Source organism: Agrobacterium sp. LEGMi-208b (genome assembly GCF_059511785.1).
In genome coordinates this window covers 2,286,958-2,303,374 of the sequence record NZ_CM183445.1, presented here as the reverse complement: position 1 = coordinate 2,303,374, position 16,417 = coordinate 2,286,958, and the positions used below count along the sequence as shown (strand labels likewise).

Genomic DNA, 16,417 nt, shown 5'->3' with positions numbered 1-16,417 from the left:
TTAAAATTCGGACCGCTTTGAAAAGCCGGAATTGAGGCCTACCTCCTTATCGTGGATTTTCGCTTCACGGTAAGGAGGCATCATATGTCACCGGAAGAAAGCCAGCTTCTCAAGGGCCTGTTCGAAAGAACCAAGGCCGCATCCGCCACCCCGCGTGACCGCGAGGCGGAAACATTGATCGCAGACGCCGTGCGCGATCAGCCCGCAGCCCCCTATTATCTCGCCCAGGCGGTCATCGTTCAGGAAAAGGGTCTGGAGGCGGCGGCAGCCCATATCAAGCAGCTCGAAGACCGTATCCATACGCTGGAAAGCGGTAACAGCGCCCCGCAGGCCGCAGCGCAGGGCGGCTTTCTGAGTTCCATCTTCGGAACCGGCCAGTCACAGCCGCCAGCACCGGCACCCGCCCCTGCCCCGCAAACGTCATGGCGCAACGATACCGCAGGCCAGACGGCCGGCCCCTGGGGATCGCCGGCAGGCCAGCAACCCGGTGGCCCCTGGAGCCAGCAGCAGCCCGCCGCATTCGGGCGTTCTTCAGGCGGTGGTTTTCTGCAGGGCGCGCTCGGCACCGCCGCGGGTGTCGCCGGCGGCATGCTGCTCGCCAATTCGCTGAGCGGCATTTTCGGCAGCCACATGTCGTCGCTCGGCCTTGGCTCGCCCTTCGGCGGCGGTAATGCTGCCGGCAACGCGCCTGTCGAGGAAACCGTCATCAACAACTACTACGGTGACAGCGCTAGCCCGCAGAACAATGACGATGACGATATCCAGCAGGCCGATTACGATGACAGCGCCGACGACATGGATTCCGATTCAGGCGATGACGGTTCGTTCGCCTGAACCTTAAAGCGCCTAAAAAGCCGGATCAGCCGCGGCCCCGATAAGGTGCAACGCCCTGATCCGGTAGCCATACGCCTTCAGGCGCCGGTCCGGTCTGCCAGAATACGTCGATCGGAATGCCGCCGCGCGGATACCAGTAGGCGCCGATGCGCAGCCATTTCGGCTGAAGCAATTCCACCAGACGCTTGGCGATATAGACCGAGCAATCCTCGTGGAAGGCGCCGTGATTGCGGAAGGACTGCAGGAAGAGCTTCAGCGACTTCGATTCCACCAGAAAATCGCCGGGAATATAGTCGATGACGATATGGGCGAAGTCCGGCTGCCCGGTCATCGGGCAAAGCGAGGTGAATTCGGGCGCGGTAAAGCGCACCACATAATCGGTGCCGGCATTGCCGTTCGGCACTTTTTCGAGAACGGCCTTTTCCGGGCTCTCAGGCGTATCGACCTTCGTGCCCAGCTGCGACAGGCCGGAAACATCCGTCACGGACATGGAAACTCCTGTTTTTCAAACAATCACTTTGACGCCATGCGCCTTTTCGCCCTCAGGCTCGACGTGAATGGCAAGGCTGGCGCCCGGTATGACGTCCCTTATGGCATCTTCAAGGCGGTCGCAAATATCATGCGCCTCGCGCACCGTCATGACGGCTGGAACAACCACGTGAAAATCGATGAAGGCGGCCGAGCCCGCGCGGCGTGTCCTCAGATCATGGACGCCAATGACGCCGCCGGAATGTTCGGCAATGGCCTTCTTGATCGCCTCGTCCTCTTCCGGCTCCACGGCCCGATCCATCAGCCCGCCCAGCGAATGCAGAATGACCTTGGAACCCTGGAACAGGATGTTGATGGCCACCAGAATGGCGAGCAGCGGATCGAGAATGGCATAACCCGTCAGAAGCGCCAGAATAAGGCCGACGAGAACGCCTGCCGAGGTGACGACGTCGGACATGATGTGATGGCCGTCGGCCGCGAGCGCCGGGGAAGCATATTTTTTGCCGACACGGATCAGGATCGTCGCCCAGATGGCGTTGATGACGCCCGCCGCCGCATTGATGGCAAGACCAAGAGCCGGCGCTTCCGGCAGCCTCGGGTTGAAAAGACCGCCCCAGGCCTCCTGCACGATCAGGAGCGCGGCAACGACGATCAGCACGCCCTCCACGACGGCGGAAATATATTCCGCCTTGTGGTGGCCGAACTGGTGGTCGTCATCGGCGGGCTTCTGCGCGTAACGAATGACGAAATAGGCGATGAAGGCCGCGACCACATTGACGGTCGATTCCAGACCGTCCGATAAAAGCGCGACCGAGCCGGTGACCCACCAGGCCACGAGCTTGAGGCCCAGCACGCCGAAAGAAAGCGGAATGCTCCAGAATGCCAGTTTCCGGACCAGCGCATTGCCTTCACTGTTCATTTTTGCCCCCGTGCGGATGCGAACGAATTGCATGACCGATTGCCAAAACGCACGAACCGCGCGCACGGGGTCTCCGTGCGCGCGGTTCGCTATTGGCGTCTCTATCGTTCAAACAACCGGCGAGGTCAAGAGCCATGCGGCGCCAGCCTGGATCTCAGTCCTTACCTTTTTGCTCGCAGAAACGGATGCGGTTGCCGAACGGATCAATGACTTCCATGACATCACCCCAGGGCAGTTCTTCAACACCGGGATTGAGGAAGCGATATTTTTTGCCCACCAGTTCCTTCTGATAGGCGTGAACTCCCCGCATTGTGACGAAGATATTCGAACCCGGCGTCGCATCGCCGTGATGGCCGCTGAGGTGAAGCCCCATTCCGGCCCGCGAAACCTGCATGTAAAGCGGGAAGTTCTCGCCAAAGCGGTGTTCCCAGTCGACCTCGAAACCGAGAAAGTCGACATAGAACTCCCGTGCCTTGGCCTCGTCGAAAATTCTGACGATCGGGAATATCCGCTCGAAGCCGATTTCCCTGTCCGTTTGCGTTCCCGCATCGGCCATGCTGCCCTGCCTCTTTTCAGACCGTAAAATGAAACCGGCGGCAACGGGTGCGGCCGGTTAGGATCAGCTTATTCGGCTGCGACGATCTTGCCGTCCTGCCACTTGAACAGCGAGAAGGCCTGCGAGGTCAGGTCGCCGCTCTCACCATAGGTGACCTTGCCGATTGCGGTCGGGAAAGCCTCGCCGCTTTTCAGAACCTTGGCGACCGCTTCGGAATCCTTGGCGCTGCCGGCCTTCTCGATACCACCCTTCAAGACTTCGACGGCGGCATAGGCGTTGAGCGTGAAGGCTTCCGCCGGAATGTTGGCGGCCTTCAGGGCTTCGGCAGCGGCCTTTGAATCGTCGTTCTTCAGCGCGTCGGAAGCATTGGTGAAGATCGTGCCTTCGCCAGCCTGCGAACCGATGTTCCAGAACTCGCTGTTCGACAGGCCGTCACCGCCGATGACGGCAGCCTTGGAACCGATATCCTTCAGCTGGCGCACCAGAAGACCCGCTTCCGGGTGGTAACCGCCGAAATAGACGATGTCGGCATTGTCGGCCTTCAGACGGGCCGTCAGCGCGCCGAGATCCTTTTCGCCGGGGGTCAGCGCATCATAGAGAACTTCGGTCACGCCGCCGGCATTCAGCGTCGCCTTGAAGGAATCCGCAAGGCCCTTACCGTAAGCACCCTTGTCGTGAATGATGGCGATCTTCTTGTCCTTGAGGTTGGCGAGAACATATTTCGCCGCAACCTCGGCCTGCTGGTCGTCACGACCGCAGGTGCGGAAAACGTTGGAAAGGCCACGGTTGGTGAGGCCCGGCGCGGTCGCTGTCGGGGTGACCATCAGCACGCCGTTTTCGGCAAAGACATCCGATGCCGGAATGGCGACGCCCGAGGTTACCGGGCCTACAACGAAGTGGATGCCTTCGGCAACCAGCTGGTTGGCCGCGGAAACGCCCTGCTTCGGCTCGCCGCCATCGTCGGCAAGCTTCAGCACGACCTGTTCGCCGAGGATGCCGCCCTTTTTGTTGATTTCATTGACTGCCGTCTGGGCGCCGTTCTTCACCTGGTCGCCATAGGCGGCGACAGGACCGGTGAGCGGCGCAATCAGGCCGATAACGATCTCGGCATGAGCAAGGGGTGCGAATGCGAAGGACGCTGCAAGCGTCACGCTGGTCAATGTCTTCAGTTTCATCCTGGTGTCTCCTTAAAGGGGGTCGCGGACCCGGTGAGCGCCATGGGCGCCGACCGAATGAAACTATCGGACGCCTCCCGGCGAAAACTCGTTCCATTTTTGAATTCCGAGCCTTCCACTCAACTCATACGGAAGGTTTGATGATTTATGCAAGTCACCTTTGCTGGATTAGCTCTATTAGCGGTAAATCAATCGCCGGATCGGCCCTGATTGCGCCGTCTGAACGGACAAATCGACCTTCCGTAAACGCTTGGCGTTTGGCCGCCGCTGGAGGATAATACGCCATGATCGCAGCAGATGAAGAATTTCTGGCGGGCCTGCCCGTCTTCCGGCATTTTGAAGACGTGGCCGACCCGGCGCTTTATCGCGCCCTGCCGCCGGGATGGGGGCTGGCCATCGCCGATATCATTGATTCGACCACGGCAATCGGCACCGGCCGCTACAAGGCCGTCAACATGGCGGGTGCGGCGGTCATTTCAGGCGTATCGAACAGTCTCGGGCGTCACGACCTGCCCTTCGTTTTCGGCGGCGATGGTGCCGCTGTCGCGGTGCCGCCCCAGGGGCTCTCTGTCGCACGCACCGCGCTTTCGAATGTGCAGCGCTGGGTGAAGGACGATCTCGATCTTGCCATGCGTGTGGCGCTGGTTCCCGTCGAGGATATTCGTCAGAATGGCTTCGATATTCGTGTCGCGCGCTTTCAGGCGAGCGAGGATGTTTCCTACGCCATGTTTTCGGGCGGCGGCAACAGCTGGGCGGAAGCGCGGATGAAGGAGGGGCAATATGCCCTGCCCGCAGCCGAAACGGGCGAGCGCCCCGATCTCACCGGTCTTTCATGCCGCTGGAACCCCATTCCGGCCACCCACGGCAAGGTGGTGTCGATCATCGCCGTGCCGGGGCCGTCGCGGGACATGCCGGCATTCCGACAACTGGTCATCGATCTCGTCGATCTTGCCGAGCAGGATGCAAGACACGGCCACCCCGTGCCGGAGGATGGGCCGAAACTCGGCTTCGTGCGCGAGGGTCTCGGCCTCGAGGCCCGGGCCGGCGCTGCCTATCACGATGTCTGGGGCAAGGTACGCCGCTCGTTTCGCATTCTCGGCGAATCCCTGCTCGTCAATCTCTTGAGCGTGACGGGGCTCTCGTTCGGGCCGTTCAATGCGATACGCTACCGGCGTTCGGTCGCCAGCAATACGGATTTCAGGAAATTCGATGACGGTCTGAAGATGACGGTGGATATCGACGCCGCACGGCTCGAAAAAATCCGCGCCCGGCTGGAACAGGGCCGTCTATCGGGAAGCTGTTATTACGGCCTGCATGAGCAGGATGCCGCCTTGATGACCTGTATCGTGCCATCCCCGCTTTCGAAAGACCACATGCATTTCGTGGATGGGGCAGACGGCGGATACGCGGCTGCGGCAAGCCTTCTGAAGCAACAGATGCAATCTGCTGCACCGGGCTGAACGCGGCGCCGATGCCAAACCTCAATCCCGGTGCCGGATGCATTGCGGCGAAGGCCGTTGAACAGAAAAACCGGCGTCGTGCGCCGGTTTCAATCGGGTGATGCTGCCGGGCCTTAACAGGGCCGTGGGATCAGGCTGCGGTCTTGCTGCTCTTCTGCGTCTGGCAGTAAATTTCCTCGAGGGAGGCGAGGATTTTTTTCACGGATTCGGAATTGCTGGAATAATAGATGGTCTGCGCATCCCGTCGTGTCTTCACCAGCCGCTGGGCACGCAGTTTCGAAAGATGCTGCGAGAGAGCGGACTGGCTGAGACCAACCTGTGAAGCGAGAACACCAACCGGCACTTCCGTATCCACCAGCGTACACAAGATCATCAGGCGCTTGGGATTCGCCATGGCTGAGAGCAAGTCTGCAGCGGCGATGCTATGTTCCGACAGAGATTGGTTATCCATACGCTCAAGTCTCCTGATGACAGTCGAAAAAGACGGTCATGGTGGCTATTATAGGTGTTCCAAAAGGTGTTTTTATAATTCAGTTGATACGTTGTATATACCTAAATCTTGCTTATATCGTGTCCCTTCCAAAGACTATTCTTCATCGGTTATTTACTTAAGACAGTGTGACTAAATTATCAGCTTTTTGCCTGTTTTTTGTCAGTTTAATGATAAATACATGTATTAGCAGCAGTATTTATAAGCAATAAACGATCAAAAGTTGAGCGCTTCAATCTTAATTCCCGATGCCGGTTTTTAGGGTGACAATCTATTACCACCTTAAATTTAGCAGCGAGCTAAAGAATCTAGATTAACTTTGCGCAATTTTCTCTAAGTTTGCAATATGATTTTTATTAGTAATTATTTTCATGCATAACTTATGATATCAAAAATATTCTTTTCTACCGTGGGAAGGTATAACTTGCGCCGCAAATATCTTGCCGGAACAAAAAAGGGCCCTCCATGACGGAAGGCCCTTTCTTTTTCAGACAGGCGAATCATTATTTTTTGCGGTGACGCGTCAGCCCCGCCACAACTTCATCGGCGGAAATCGTGCCTATGATCGCGCCATTGTCGACGACGCCGATCGCCCCTGAGTGTTTCGACAGCGCGTCGAGAATATCGATCAGCGGCGACGTTGGACGGGCGGTGGCGGCGACAGCCATCTGGCCATTGCGTTCGTCCACGCCCCGCTTCATCACGTCGGCAGCGGTCAGCATGGAGATCGGGTTCATGTTCTGCACGAAATCCGCGACATAGGGCGTGGCCGGCTGCTTGACGATCTGTTGCGGCGTTCCGCACTGGATGATGCGTCCGCCCTCCATCATGGCGATACGGTTGCCGATACGGAACGCCTCGTCCAGATCGTGGCTGACGAAGAGAATCGTTTTTTTCAACCGGCTCTGGAATTCCAGAAGCTCGTCCTGCAGGCGGCTTCTGATCAGGGGGTCGAGCGCCGAGAACGGCTCGTCCATCAACAGGATTGGCGCGCCGGTGGCAAAGGCTCTCGCCAGCCCCACGCGCTGCTGCATGCCGCCGGAAAGCTCTCCCACCTTGCGGTCGGCCCAGGCGGAAAGGTTCACCAGTTCCAGCTGCTCGGCCACCATGCGCTTGCGCTCGGCTTCCGGCACGCCGGAAAGTTCAAGCCCGAAGCCGACATTGTCGGCCACATTGCGCCAGGGCAGAAGACCGAATTGCTGGAAGACCATGGAGACCGTGTGCATGCGAAGGTCGCGCAGCGCTTTCGCCGGGCAGCGATAGGGATCGACATAACCGGACTTGGTCTTCACGCTGACATTGCCGCGCACGACGGGCGCAAGCCCGTTGACGGCCCTGACCAGAGTCGACTTGCCCGAACCGGAAAGCCCCATCAGCACGAGGATTTCGCCTTCGCTGACCGAGAGCGAGGCATTGGCGACGCCGAGGACCAACCCGGTCTCGGCATTGATCTCGTCACGCGTGCTGCCCTTGTCGATCATCGGCAGCGCCGCATCGGGCCGGTCGCCGAAAACGATATCGACATTTCCGAAAATGATGGCGTCACTCATAGATCATCCTCCGCGCCGGGAAGGCGGAAAAGCCGGTCGAGAACGATCGCCAAAATGACGATGCACAGTCCCGCCTCGAAGCCCATGGCGATATTGACGGTGTTCAAGGCGCGCACGACAGGCACACCGAGACCATTGGCGCCCACGAGCGCCGAAATGACCACCATCGACAGCGACAGCATGATCGTCTGGGTGAGGCCGGCCATGATCTGCGGCGCGGCGAAGGGAAGCTCCACCTTGCGTAATACCTGCGAAGGCGTCGCACCGAAGGCGACGGCCGCCTCCACCAGCGCCGGCGGCGTCGAAACGATGCCGAGGCGGGTGAGCCGCACGGGAGCCGGAATGGCGAAGATGACGGTGGCGATGAGCCCCGGAACCATGCCGAGACCGAACAGCACCAGCGCCGGGATGAGATAAACGAAGGTGGGAATGGTCTGCATCAGATCTAGCACCGGGCGCATGCCGGCATAGATCCACTTGCGCCGGGCCGCCAATATGCCGAGCGGTATGCCGATGATCATGCACACGGCGCTGGCCGCGATGACGAGCGCCAGCGTTTCCGTCGTCGCCTTCCAGTAGCCCAGATTGATGATGAGCAGCAGGCCAAGCGCGGTGAAGAGCGGCATGCCGACGGAGCGGCGCGTCCAGGCGGAAAGCGCCGTCAGGATCGCCACGATGATCAACGGATGCGGCGCCTGCAGCACATAAAGCAGGGCGTTGATGACGCTTTGGAAAATGAAGGAAAGCCAATCGAAGAAAAAAGCGAGATTGCCGGTCAGCCAGTCAATGGCCTCCTTGGCATATCGGCCGACGGGCAGGCGGTTTTCAGGAGCGCTGAGCCATTCCACGGTAAGAAAAGACCTTTCGTGAACTAAAACAATTCCGGCAAAAATGCAGAGCGGTTTTGCGTCCGGAACTGCGCAGACAACAAAGAACTGGAGCATCGTCATCCCGTTTCACCGGAATTGCTCCAATGCAGACATGACGGCCGGCAGCAAAACTGCCGGACGCGGTGCTGGCGCATGACCTTCAATGTCTGAAAATTCACAGGCAAGGTCATGCATGGGCATCGTTATTTCCCGCTGATCCGGCCTGCCGCGCAGGCCGGATGCAGTCATGCATCGTCTTGCAGCTTAAAGGCCGAGCGCCTTCTTGGCAGCAGGCAGGGCATCGGCGCTGCCGTCCTTGGTCTTGACGTTGGCGAGCCAGGGCTCGATCGCCGCCGGATTGGCCTTCAGCCAAGCGGTTGCGGCCGCCTCGCCCTCAAGGCCGTCATTCAGGATCTTGCCCATGATCTCGTTTTCCATGGGCAGGGAAAATTGCAGGTTCTTGAGGAAGGCGCCGACATTCGGGCACTCCTCAACGTAACCCTTGCGGACATTGGTATGGATCGTCGCGCCGCCGAGATTGGGGCCGAAGACCTCGTCGCCGCCGGTCAGATAGGTCAGCTTGAAATTCGCATTCATGGGATGCGGTTCCCAGCCGAGGAAGACGATCGGCTCACCGGATTTTTCGGCGCGGGCCACCTGGGAGAGCATCCCCTGTTCGGAGGACTCGACCACCTCGAATGACTTCAGTCCGAAACTGTCCTTGGCCACCATGTCGAGGATCAGGCGATTGCCGTCATTGCCCGGTTCGATACCATAGATCTTGCCGCCGAGATCAGCGCTATGGGCGGCGATGTCCTTGAAATCCTTGATGCCGAGTTCCGCGCCCTTGGCGTTGGTCGCCAGCGTGTATTTCGCGCCGGTCAGGTTTTCCCTGAGCGTCTCGACGGATTTGTCTTCGCGATAAGGCGCGATATCGCCTTCCATGGTCGGCATCCAGTTGCCGAGGAAGACGTCGATATCCTTGTTTTTTAGCGATGTGTAGGTAACGGGCACCGAGAGCAGCTTGACGTCGGTTTCATAGCCAAGGCTTTTCAGAAGCACGGTGGCGGTCGCCGTCGTGGCGGTGATGTCGGTCCAGCCCACATCGGAAAAGCGCACCGTGCCACAGCTTGCCGGTTCCGCAGCGCCGGCCGCACTGAACGTCATGGAGGAGATTGCTGCGGCGAGCGCCAGACAGCGACTTCTATTTGCAAACATTGTTTGCTCCCTTTTTTTTCGTTCCCTTGCCATTATCAATATCTGCCGGCCACAATCAACTCGCGTGCATTTGCGTGCTTTGGCGCACCGTTTGCGACAAAATCGTGAAAATAACCGGATTTCAGCGCCCGGGGCGACGAAAAGGCGGGTTGCGGAAATCTGTGTTTTTCCCATTGCGGCACTTTTCAACCCGCTTCTTCGCCGTCAAAAGACGCTGGCTGCAGCATCGGCATAAACGAGAATCGGTTTTGCGCGGCGTGATGTGCCGATTCAACAGGTTGGAGCATTGTTGCGAAGCGTCGGAAGGACGCGAAGGCGCTCCGGGAGTGGATAATGGCAAAACTCTATTTCAATTATTCGACGATGAATGCCGGCAAATCGACCATGCTGCTGCAGGCATCCTATAATTATCAGGAGCGCGGCATGCGCACGCTGATCTTCACGGCGGCCTTTGACGACCGGGCCGGCGTCGGCCGTGTTGCCTCGCGCATTGGCCTGTCCTCCGACGCCCTGACCTTCGATGACAGTACCGATTTGTTCGCCGAGGTATCGGCCCTCCACGCCGAAGCGCCCGTCGCCTGCGTTTTCATCGATGAAGCCAACTTCCTCTCCGAACACCATGTCTGGCAGCTTGCCGACATCGTCGACAGGCTGGACATTCCGGTCATGACCTATGGCCTGCGCACGGATTTTCAGGGAAAGCTTTTTCCCGCCTCGAAAGAGCTGCTCGCCATTGCCGACGAGCTTCGCGAAATCCGCACCATCTGCCATTGCGGCCGCAAGGCGACGATGGTGGCCCGCTTCGACAATGAAGGAAAAGTCGTGACGGAAGGCGCGCAGATCGATGTCGGCGGCAACGAGAAATACGTTTCCTTCTGCCGCCGCCACTGGGTGGAGATGTTCAAGGGCGACTGAACATCTGCGTCCGGTTGCCGCATTTGATTTTTCGCAAAGATGGCTCCCCCGCTCCTGGGCTAAGACGACGGCGACACATTCGCGTGGATGTGCTTTCTCTCAGGAGCAAAACTATGCAGAACAGAACTGCCAAATTCGCCGGTCTTGCCATCATTGCGGGCCTCTTCGCCTTTCCCGCCCTTTCTGCCGAAATCGAAGTGAAGATGCTCAACAAGGGCAGCGACGGTCAGGCGATGGTCTTCGAACCCGCAACCGTCAAGGCCGCCGTTGGCGATGTCATCACCTTCGTCCCGGTCGACAAGGGCCATGATGCGGCAGCCGTGAAGGACATGATCCCCGAGGGTGTCACCGAATTCAAGGGCAAGATGAACGAGACGGTGAAGGTCACGGTCGAGAAGGAAGGCGCCTACGTCGTCAAATGCACACCGCATCTCGGCATGGGCATGATCGCGCTCGTCGTCGTCGGCGATGCCGCCCCGGCCAATCTGGACGCCGTCAAGAACGGCAAACTGCCGAAAAAGGCACGTGACCGGCTGAACGACGAGATCGCCAAGCTCGGCCTCTAAGCGCATACCCCTTCGGTTCCGCGGCGGCTACCCTCCATAATCGACATGGAAAGCCATAACGGCCGGCGCGGACCGCAGGTTGAGAAAAGTTTCGCAATCATGTTGTATCCCGGTTGACCGGGACATATCTGGAAGACAGTAAAGGACCGCGGTTATACGAAGCGCCGAAGGGCGCGGGCGGACTGCGCGTTTTCTTCCGGCGTCCAGCCCCACGGGCAGAGGAGACTATGACGACATGATCGACCGGATCACCGCTTTGATTCAGGCAGCCTTCAGCGCCATCGGCAGGGCCGCCGGTCTTCTCGTCGCCTGGCTTTTGTGGCCCTTCATGGCCGCCCATGGCTGGTATAGCGGCCGCAACTGGCTCATCAAGGGCCCCATCGCCCTCATCACCATTCTTCTCGTCGGCTTTTACGGATATTTCATCTGGCAAACCCAGGTCTGGACGAATTTCGACCCGGATTACGTCGCGCGCTACAAGCTTGAAGAGCGCACCGTGCCCGCCGGGCAGGAATTGCCCGCCGCCGCCCCGGCAGGCGGTGCGACTGGCGTTGCCGCAAACACCTCCGCACCCGTGTGCCAGCGTTCGGCCATCGTCGACGCCGCCGCCGACCTCACCGATTTCAACGTCAACCAGAACGCCTGGATTTCCTCCATGCTGCTCTATCGTCTCGGCCTCTTCGGCATGGACTGGGACAGCACGCCGTTTCTGGACAACAAGGCGTCTTTCCAGCGTGGCGTGAACCAGGCCGTGCGCCGCACCTCGGTGGAACTGGTGGATACGCTCGGCCGCGTGCGCGGAACCTCCGGCATCAACAATAATCTTCAGGAAGCCCGCGGGAACATGCAGTTCAGCGAATATTCCTGGTATTTCGGCCTCGATCCCTTTGGCCCGAAGACGCCGACCCCCAGCTACTACCGTGCCGCCATCCGCAGCTTCCAGGCCTTCAACGGCGAGCTCGCGGCCTGCAAGGCCGTCTTCGATACCCGCGCCGACAACCTCATCCAGTTCATCGACCGTATCGCCGGCGATATCGGCTCCACGTCCGCAATTCTGCGCGAGCGTTCGGAAAACTATAATGGCGGCTGGTTCGACACCCGCGCCGACGACCGCTTCTGGTTCGCTTATGGCCAGCTCTACGGTTATTACGGCGTGCTTTCCGCCGCCGGATCGGACTTCGCGCAGGTCATCCGTGAACGCAACCTGACCAACCTGTGGAACGACACGCTGCTGCAGACCCGCGCGGCCCTGCGCATCCAGCCGGCAATCATCTCCAATGGTGAGGAAAGCGGCTGGATCATGCCGTCGCACCTCGCCACAATGGGATTTTACGTCCTGCGGGTTCGCTCGAACCTCGTCGAGCTTCGTTCCGTTCTCGACCGGTAAGGCAGAGGCCTTCCCGGAACGAGGGGATCGTCACTCTATCAGGCCAAGGCGTATGGTCTTGGCCACGAGCTGCGTGCGGTTGACGCAGTCAAGCTTGCGAATGGCGTTGTTCATATAGGTATTGACGGTATGTTCCGAGATGGACAGAAGCTCGGCGATCTCCACGGAGGTCTTGCCCTGCGCCGTCCAGCGCACCACGTCGAGTTCCCGTTTCGTCAGCGGTGAAGGCCCTCTGGAGCCGGCGCGGCAAAGGCGGTCATAAACCTCCAGCGCATGCAGCACGATCATGCTCAATTCGTTCAGCGAGGCTTGCGGCAGGATATCCCGATCGCCCGCGAAATTCATCAGATGCCGGTTGCCGTACATGCCATGCACCGGCACCATGAGACCGGCCGTGATGCCCATGCTGCTCAGTGAGGCCGCCGCGTCCACCAGCGGCCCGCAGGCGATATCCGCATCCTGCAGCGACCAATATTGCGGCATCATCGATGACGCGCCACGCTTGATGACGGGACAGTCCCCCAATGCGCCATCCTTGGTCATCGCATTCACGACCCAGATGGGCAGGCTGCTTTCGACGACCGTTGGCAAGGCATAGGCATTTGGGCCGCCGGGTAACCGCAAAAGGGTCACATAGGCATAACCGAAGGCGCGCATCACTTCCCGCAGCGCCCCCAGCCATTGGGATTTGTCGGCCGCCGCCGACAGATCGTCGCAAAGTCTGGCCTGACGCTCCGTCTTCACCATTCACGCGCCCTCGCCACCCCGGGCGCAGCGCCCGGAGCGAGAAACATGCAGCATGGCCGGGACGGGATTGCGACCTTCATATCGGCTGGGCCATCCTGATCAAAGCACCGGCTTTTCGGATTTGTCCTTCGGCTTGGCCATCAGTTTTTCGAGGAAACCGAGCATGACCGCCGAGACGACAAAAGCCAGATGAATGATGGTGAACCACATCAGCTTGCTGTCCGAATATTGACTGGCGTTGAGGAAGATTTGCAGCAGGTGGATCGACGAGATCGCCACGATCGACGATGCGACCTTGATTTTCAGGCTGCCGGAATCGAGCTTGCCCAGAAAGGACACCTCGGCATCGGCATCATCGAAGCGGCTGACGAAGTTCTCGTAACCGGAGATCATCACCATGACGATCAGGCTGGCGACCAGCGCCGCATCGATCAGACCCAGCATGGCGAGGATCATGTCCGCTTCGTCGTAGGTGAAAACGTTCTTCGCAACTTTCAGAAACTTGAGCGCGAAGGAAAACGCATAAACCGCCAGTGCCGCGACGAGCCCGAGATAAAAAACGACGAGCAGCCAGCGGCTGGAGAGGATGATCCGCTCGACGAGCAGTTCAAGAGACTTCATTTCCGTATCCGATTAATAATCTGTTTATTGTCAGGTCATGTTGTTTTGCCATGTAAACTGGCTGCGAATATCCTAGCAAGCGGCAATGTCGGGACTTTGACCGCACCGTGGCGTTTTCACACCCATTCACCCGTCAGCTTCGAGGGCGGATAAGCGTAACATTTCTGCAACAAACTGTTATGCTTTAAAACATGATGTAAAAAGTCATATATAATATGTTGACAGTTATCATCATGTTTTTTAGTCCTCGCTTATCGGCTCGCCCGTAACAATCAAAACAGTTTCAGCCGCGGCGGCAAGCGCGGCGTGCTTTCGCACGCCGTGGCCCATTCGCGCGCCTACCCTGGGGGTACTTAATGTCCATTTCGCGCACGCATTCCGCGCTGCTTCTGTGCACTGCCATTTCTCTTCTGCCGCTTGCCGGCCCCGCGCTGGCACAGGATGCCGCATCGCAGGCGGACGGCGCCACCACGCTTGAAAGGATCGTCGTCAAGGGCAAGCGCGTCAAAAGCGCCAATGCCGCCGCCGACACGCCGCTGGCCAGCCAGACCACGGCGGAAGATATCCGCAAGAAAGACATCGGCAGCATCAAGGACCTCGGCAACAGCACGGAACCGGGCGTCGACTACGTTGATTCCAAGCCCGGCCGGCCCGGCGGCCTGTTCATTCGCGGCCTCGGCGGTGCGCGCGTCGTCACTTTGATCGACAACATTCCCGTTCCCTTCTTCGAAAACTTCGCTCGGCAGGGTCAGGCCACCACCACGCTGAGCAATACGAATTCGAGCTTCGATTTTTCCTCGCTTTCGACTGTTGACGTTGTGCGCGGCGCAGATTCCAGCCGTATCGGCTCCGGTGCCCTCGGCGGCGCGCTGGTGCTGCGCACGCTCGAGCCGGAAGACCTGATCGGCGAAGGCAGGGACTGGGGCGGCGTGGCCAAGACCACCTATGACAGCGAAGACAGAAGCGTCGGCGGATCGCTTGCCGTCGCCAAGAAGATCGAGAACACATCGGTCCTGTTCCAGGGCTCCTACAAGCGCGGCAACGAGACGGACAATAAGGGCACGGCCGATGTCTACGGAACGCGCCGCACCAAGCCCAATCCCGCCGATACCTATGAAAGCAACCTGATGTTCAAGATCCGCCAGTATCTTGAAGGCGGTCACCGCATCGGTCTTACGGCCGAGCGTTATTCGCTGAGAAACCGCAGCGACATGAAGACCCTGCAGGGCGTCAGCGTTTCGGGCTCGACTTACCGCATCGGCGATTACCGCGGCTACGAGGATACCGAACGCGATCGCGTATCGCTCGACTACGAATACGAAGCGCCCTCGACCGACGGCTTCATCGATGCAGCCAATCTCTCGCTCTATTGGACGCGTCTTTCCAAGGAATCCGGCGCCGGCGACCGCCTGACCAACAATTCGCTCTATATTCGCGAAGACAGCATGCGCAACAGCGCATTCGGCATCGTCGGCGGCCTTGAATCCGGCTTCGAGCTTGGCGGCGTGCAGCACACGGTCCGTTTCGGCGGCAACGCCATGACGACCGATTTCAGCCAGGAGCTTTACGCCAACACGGCCGGCGTGACGTCTTCGTCCCAGTCCGACATGCCTGACGTGAGCGGCAAGAGCCTCGGCCTTTATCTGGATGACGAAATCGCCTTCGGCAACGGCTTCCGCCTGACGCCCGGCCTGCGCTTCGATTCCTACGACTACGACCCGGACGGCTCGGTATCCAGCAACAGCGGTTACAGAACCTTCGGCCTGCCAACCGGCAACAGTGGCTCGCGCTTCTCGCCGAAGCTTCTCGCGACCTATGACGTCACGCCGGAACTGCAGCTCTTTGCACAATGGTCGATGGCCTATCGCGCCCCGACGATCAACGAACTTTACCTGAACTTCTCCAACATCAGCTCCGGTTACGCGGTGGTCGGCAATTCCGCCCTCAACCCCGAGACCAGCAACGGTTTCGAAATCGGCGCGAACTACGCCTCCGGCGACCTGACGGGAAGCCTGACGCTGTTCCACAACAAGTACAAGAACTTCATCGAGCAGTACACGACCTCGACGACGCTCTTCCCCGGCTTCGGCGGCAGGGGCAACGGATCGCTCTTCACCTATCGCAACCGTAACAATGTCGAAATCTCCGGCGTGGAAGCCAAGGTCCGCAAGGACCTCGCAAACGGCTTCTTCGCCCATGCCTCGCTCGCTTACGCCTATGGCAAGGACACCGACACCAACGAATTCATTCGCACGGTCGCGCCCTTCAAGTCCGTCGTCGGCATCGGCTACGAACAGGACGTCTGGGGCACGGAATTTACCGGTGTCTTCTCCTCCGGCATGCGTGACGACAGGGTGGCCAACACCTTCGACGCTCCCGGCTACGGCGTCTTCAACCTGACCGGCTGGTGGGAGCCGGAACAGACCAAGGGCCTGCGCATCCAGGCAGGCATCTACAACCTGTTCGACAGGAAATACTGGAACGCCGTCGGCGTCCGCGACGTGAACCCGAATTCGGTCAGCACCGTCAACCAGCCGGTCGACTTCTACACGGAAGCCGGACGCACCTTCAAAATCTCTCTGACCCAGAAATTCTAAAACCGGGCAGAAACAATCATCTCC

At 59.2% G+C, this 16,417-nt stretch carries 16 protein-coding genes; 6 read left to right on the top strand and 10 right to left on the bottom strand.

The window, feature by feature from the left end; genetic code table 11:
- Positions 1 to 84: 84 nt before the first annotated feature.
- Positions 85 to 834, top strand: a complete 750-nt coding sequence (locus tag AC5YUO_RS11155) for a DUF2076 domain-containing protein (RefSeq protein WP_496153341.1) — start codon at positions 85 to 87, stop codon at positions 832 to 834.
- Positions 835 to 859: 25 nt separating this feature from the next.
- Here AC5YUO_RS11155 and queF read toward each other — a convergent pair whose 3' ends face one another.
- The 4 genes from queF to AC5YUO_RS11135 form a co-directional block, all read right to left on the bottom strand.
- On the bottom strand, positions 860 to 1,324 hold the full coding sequence (queF, locus tag AC5YUO_RS11150) for a preQ(1) synthase (RefSeq protein ID WP_400813101.1): 465 nt from the start codon (positions 1,322 to 1,324) through the stop codon (positions 860 to 862).
- A gap of 15 nt (positions 1,325 to 1,339) precedes the next feature.
- Positions 1,340 to 2,242 carry a cation diffusion facilitator family transporter gene (locus AC5YUO_RS11145; RefSeq protein ID WP_400813098.1) on the bottom strand — a complete coding sequence of 301 codons (903 nt, stop codon included), beginning with the start codon at positions 2,240 to 2,242 and terminating at the stop codon, positions 1,340 to 1,342.
- A gap of 154 nt (positions 2,243 to 2,396) precedes the next feature.
- Entirely contained in the window at positions 2,397 to 2,798 is a 402-nt protein-coding gene (locus AC5YUO_RS11140) for a glyoxalase superfamily protein (protein ID WP_496153340.1), read from the bottom strand.
- Positions 2,799 to 2,866: 68 nt separating this feature from the next.
- On the bottom strand, positions 2,867 to 3,973 hold the full coding sequence (locus AC5YUO_RS11135; protein WP_400813093.1) for a branched-chain amino acid ABC transporter substrate-binding protein: 1,107 nt from the start codon (positions 3,971 to 3,973) through the stop codon (positions 2,867 to 2,869).
- A 284-nt stretch (positions 3,974 to 4,257) separates the two neighbouring features.
- On the opposite strand from AC5YUO_RS11135, the gene AC5YUO_RS11130 reads away from it, so the two are divergent.
- The gene (locus AC5YUO_RS11130) at positions 4,258 to 5,433 is read left to right on the top strand and encodes a DUF3095 domain-containing protein (protein WP_496153339.1); all 1,176 of its coding nucleotides are present in this window, start codon (positions 4,258 to 4,260) and stop codon (positions 5,431 to 5,433) included.
- 130 nt (positions 5,434 to 5,563) lie between these two features.
- On the opposite strand, the gene AC5YUO_RS11125 is transcribed toward AC5YUO_RS11130, so the two are convergent.
- From AC5YUO_RS11125 to AC5YUO_RS11110, 4 genes are all read right to left on the bottom strand, one after another.
- Positions 5,564 to 5,884, bottom strand: a complete 321-nt coding sequence (locus tag AC5YUO_RS11125) for an ArsR/SmtB family transcription factor (RefSeq protein ID WP_400813088.1) — start codon at positions 5,882 to 5,884, stop codon at positions 5,564 to 5,566.
- A 542-nt stretch (positions 5,885 to 6,426) separates the two neighbouring features.
- Complete coding sequence (gene choV / locus AC5YUO_RS11120; RefSeq protein ID WP_496153338.1) at positions 6,427 to 7,473, bottom strand: choline ABC transporter ATP-binding protein; 1,047 nt, start codon at positions 7,471 to 7,473, stop codon at positions 6,427 to 6,429.
- Positions 7,470 to 8,321 (bottom strand): choline ABC transporter permease subunit, encoded by an 852-nt coding sequence (gene choW, locus AC5YUO_RS11115; protein WP_496153337.1) that lies wholly within the window; start codon positions 8,319 to 8,321, stop codon positions 7,470 to 7,472. Before choW ends, choV begins: the two co-directional genes overlap by 4 nt.
- Positions 8,322 to 8,606: 285 nt before the next feature.
- Entirely contained in the window at positions 8,607 to 9,509 is a 903-nt protein-coding gene (locus tag AC5YUO_RS11110; RefSeq protein WP_400156389.1) for a choline ABC transporter substrate-binding protein, read from the bottom strand.
- 384 nt (positions 9,510 to 9,893) lie between these two features.
- Between AC5YUO_RS11110 and AC5YUO_RS11105 the strand changes: the two genes are divergently transcribed.
- From AC5YUO_RS11105 to AC5YUO_RS11095, 3 genes are all read left to right on the top strand, one after another.
- Positions 9,894 to 10,475 carry a thymidine kinase gene (locus AC5YUO_RS11105; protein ID WP_400813081.1) on the top strand — a complete coding sequence of 194 codons (582 nt, stop codon included), beginning with the start codon at positions 9,894 to 9,896 and terminating at the stop codon, positions 10,473 to 10,475.
- Positions 10,476 to 10,588: 113 nt separating this feature from the next.
- Entirely contained in the window at positions 10,589 to 11,041 is a 453-nt protein-coding gene (locus AC5YUO_RS11100) for a pseudoazurin (RefSeq protein WP_400813078.1), read from the top strand.
- Positions 11,042 to 11,276: 235 nt separating this feature from the next.
- A complete protein-coding gene (locus AC5YUO_RS11095) occupies positions 11,277 to 12,428 on the top strand; it encodes a DUF2333 family protein (RefSeq protein WP_496153336.1) in 1,152 nt (383 codons plus the stop codon).
- A gap of 30 nt (positions 12,429 to 12,458) precedes the next feature.
- On the opposite strand, the gene AC5YUO_RS11090 is transcribed toward AC5YUO_RS11095, so the two are convergent.
- Together AC5YUO_RS11090 and AC5YUO_RS11085 are read right to left on the bottom strand one after the other, a co-directional pair.
- The gene (locus AC5YUO_RS11090) at positions 12,459 to 13,175 is read right to left on the bottom strand and encodes a helix-turn-helix transcriptional regulator (protein WP_496153335.1); all 717 of its coding nucleotides are present in this window, start codon (positions 13,173 to 13,175) and stop codon (positions 12,459 to 12,461) included.
- 99 nt (positions 13,176 to 13,274) lie between these two features.
- The gene (locus tag AC5YUO_RS11085; protein ID WP_003524933.1) at positions 13,275 to 13,796 is read right to left on the bottom strand and encodes a TIGR00645 family protein; all 522 of its coding nucleotides are present in this window, start codon (positions 13,794 to 13,796) and stop codon (positions 13,275 to 13,277) included.
- A gap of 356 nt (positions 13,797 to 14,152) precedes the next feature.
- Between AC5YUO_RS11085 and AC5YUO_RS11080 the strand changes: the two genes are divergently transcribed.
- Entirely contained in the window at positions 14,153 to 16,393 is a 2,241-nt protein-coding gene (locus tag AC5YUO_RS11080; RefSeq protein WP_496153334.1) for a TonB-dependent hemoglobin/transferrin/lactoferrin family receptor, read from the top strand.
- Positions 16,394 to 16,417 lie beyond the last annotated feature (24 nt).